General features: G+C 72.8%; 2 protein-coding genes and 1 pseudogene. All 3 read right to left on the bottom strand.

Annotation, left to right across the window (positions count from 1 at the left end):
- Nucleotides 1-231: 231 nt before the first annotated feature.
- Nucleotides 232-1,269 carry a LacI family DNA-binding transcriptional regulator gene (locus EHS43_RS42720; RefSeq protein WP_185806648.1) on the bottom strand — a complete coding sequence of 346 codons (1,038 nt, stop codon included), beginning with the start codon at nucleotides 1,267-1,269 and terminating at the stop codon, nucleotides 232-234.
- A 195-nt stretch (nucleotides 1,270-1,464) separates the two neighbouring features.
- The gene (locus EHS43_RS42715) at nucleotides 1,465-1,662 is read right to left on the bottom strand and encodes a DUF5999 family protein (RefSeq protein ID WP_020123464.1); all 198 of its coding nucleotides are present in this window, start codon (nucleotides 1,660-1,662) and stop codon (nucleotides 1,465-1,467) included.
- A gap of 371 nt (nucleotides 1,663-2,033) precedes the next feature.
- Nucleotides 2,034-2,388: pseudogene (locus EHS43_RS42710) on the bottom strand (hypothetical protein); the annotation flags it as partial.

Below are 2,388 nucleotides of genomic sequence, written 5' to 3'. Positions count from 1 at the left end.
AAGGAGGGGAGGGGGCAGGAGGGCGGGGTCGTGCCTTCCTGCACCCCGCTCGGCGCCGCTCGAACGGCACGGGCGTACCTTCGGCCCGCTCATCCGGCAGCCCGGCAGCCCGGCGGCCCGGCAGCTCGGCGGCCTCCAGGCCGCCGATCAGGGTGCCGGTGCCGTGTTGCGGGCCGGTCCGGCTCCGTCCGTGCCGGTCTGCGGGGCCGCTCGGTGCCCGGCGCCGGTTCGTCAGGTGGTGCGCGGCGGGGCGGTGCTCGACCGGATCACCAGTTCCGTCCCCAGTTCCACGCGCGGGGAGCCGGGGCGTTCGTCCCGGGCCGGTGAGAGGATCGTGCGGGCGGCCAACTTGCCCATGTCGGCGAGGGGTTGGCGGACGGTGGTGAGCGGGGGAGCGGACCAGCGGACCTCCGGGAGGTCGTCGAAGCCCACCACGCTCATGTCCTGCGGCACCCGCAGCCCACGCCTGCGCAGTGCCTCGATCGCGCCGAGGGCCATCTGGTCGCTGGCCGCGAACAGGGCGGTCGGCGGCTCGGGCAGGTCGAGCAGCTTCTCGCAGCCCGCGAAGCCGGACTCCGCGTGGAAGTCGCCCGGGACGACAAGTGCCTCGTCGAAGGTGAGCCCGGCGCCTTCGAGGGCGGCGCGGTAGCCGTCGAGGCGGGCGCGTGAGCACAGCAGCCGGGGCGGGCCGGCGATCAGGCCGATCCTGCGGTGGCCGAGGGACAGCAGGTGCTGGGTGGCCGCGAGCCCTCCCGACCAGTTGGCGGCGCCGATGGTGGGGGCGTCCGGCGCGGGGGAGCCGGCCGGGTCGACGACCACCAGCGGGACGCCGAGCACGCGCAGTTCGTCGTGGAGGACCGTGTCCAGCGCCGAGGTGACCAGGATGACCCCGCCGGAGGCGCGGGCACGCAGGTTGCGCATCCACTCGCGGGCGTCGCCCGAGCGGCCGTGGATCGCGGAGACCACGGTGCCGACGCCCTCCGCGTGGGCGACCTCCTCGACCCCGCGGATGATCTCGACCGCCCAGGGACTGTCGAGGTCGTTGAAGACCAGGTCGAGCAGGACCGCGCGGGTGCCGGGGGCTGCGGGTCGCTTGCGGTAGCCGTACCGCTGGAGCAGTTCCTCGACCCGGGCGCGGGTGTGCGGGGACACGTCCGAACGGCCGTTGACCACGCGGGACACGGTCGGCACCGAGACTCCGGCCTGCCGGGCTATCTCCGTGATGGTGACTCTGCCCCGGGGCCCGGCGTCGGTCTCGCCTGCTGCCACTTGCCCACCTCCGCGTCGGAGCCCCGGCATCGCCGGGCTCGAAACTTCCAGGAGTCTTCCGGAAAAGTGGGTTCATACACAAGGCGTCACAGGGAGTGATCGCCGACCGACATGCGTCGGGGCCGGTGCGCAGTCGGGTCGCTGCGAGCCGGCCCCTCAAGGTCTCCGGACGGCACGGGGGCCGCCCGGTCGCGCTCAGGCGGCTGTCGCCGCCGCGAGCGGGCGGTGCGGGGCGATGACCCGACCGTCGGGCAGGAGCTCACCGGTGTCCTCGAAGAGCAGAACGCCGTTGCACAGCAGGCTCCAGCCCTGTTCCGGGTGGTGCGCCACGAGGCGGGCGGATTCCCGGTCGGCGGAGTCGGCGGTGGGACACGGTGGCTGGTGCTGGCACATTGGTGGGATCTTTCGCTGTGTTGTGGTCATGACGGCCCCCGTTGCGATAACTCAGTCCGAACCAGTGTTGCCCTACGGGCGTCAATCCGCAGGGATTTCGCGGCACCACTTCTTCACAGGTTGGAGACGCTCCACCCGGCCGGACGGTTCAGTCCAACTGCACTGCCCCTTCGGGTGGTTCGAGGGGGCCGGAAAGGGCTAGTCCACCTGAGAGGGACCCCGCAATCGGCTCTTCCGAGCAATTGGATGCTCGTACGAGCAAAGGGTTTTCCGTGGCCCCCGGGATTTCGGTCGTCGCCGAGGGAACCCGATACGGAGTCGTACCCCGCCCCGGAATTCGGGGCGGGGTACGAGGGACCGGAAGGGGGCCTTCAGGCCGGCGAGCTCAGCAGCGGGGCCGGAGTCACCCGATGCGTCAGCACGGGGAGCAGTTCCGCCGCCTGGTGCGGGCGGTGTGCCGCGATGCCGGGCGGGGCCGGGGCCAGCGGGACGAGGAGGTCGGTGGCGGCGAGGCGGCCCGAGTCGGCGTCGGCCGCGCAGTCGCCGTGCAGCCACAGCGCGAGCATGTACAGGCCCGGGATCGACAGCAGGCGCGGCTGGAAGGACTGCTGCATCACCTCCGCCTGGCGCAGCGCGCGCTCGGTGGACGCGAGGTAGGGGCCCTCGAAGAAGTGGGAGAACGCCCAGCCGTCCGGGGTGAGCATGGTCTCGGCCGCGGCCACCGAG

The organism is Streptomyces sp. RP5T, from assembly GCF_003933965.1.
Classification (GTDB): domain Bacteria; phylum Actinomycetota; class Actinomycetes; order Streptomycetales; family Streptomycetaceae; genus Streptomyces.
This window is presented reverse-complemented; position numbering and strand designations above follow the sequence as displayed.

Coding starts and splice junctions, on each gene's coding strand:
- EHS43_RS42715 (WP_020123464.1), bottom strand. CDS start 1,662: ATGTGCCAGCACCAGCCACCGTGTCCCACCGCCGACTCCGCCGACCGG.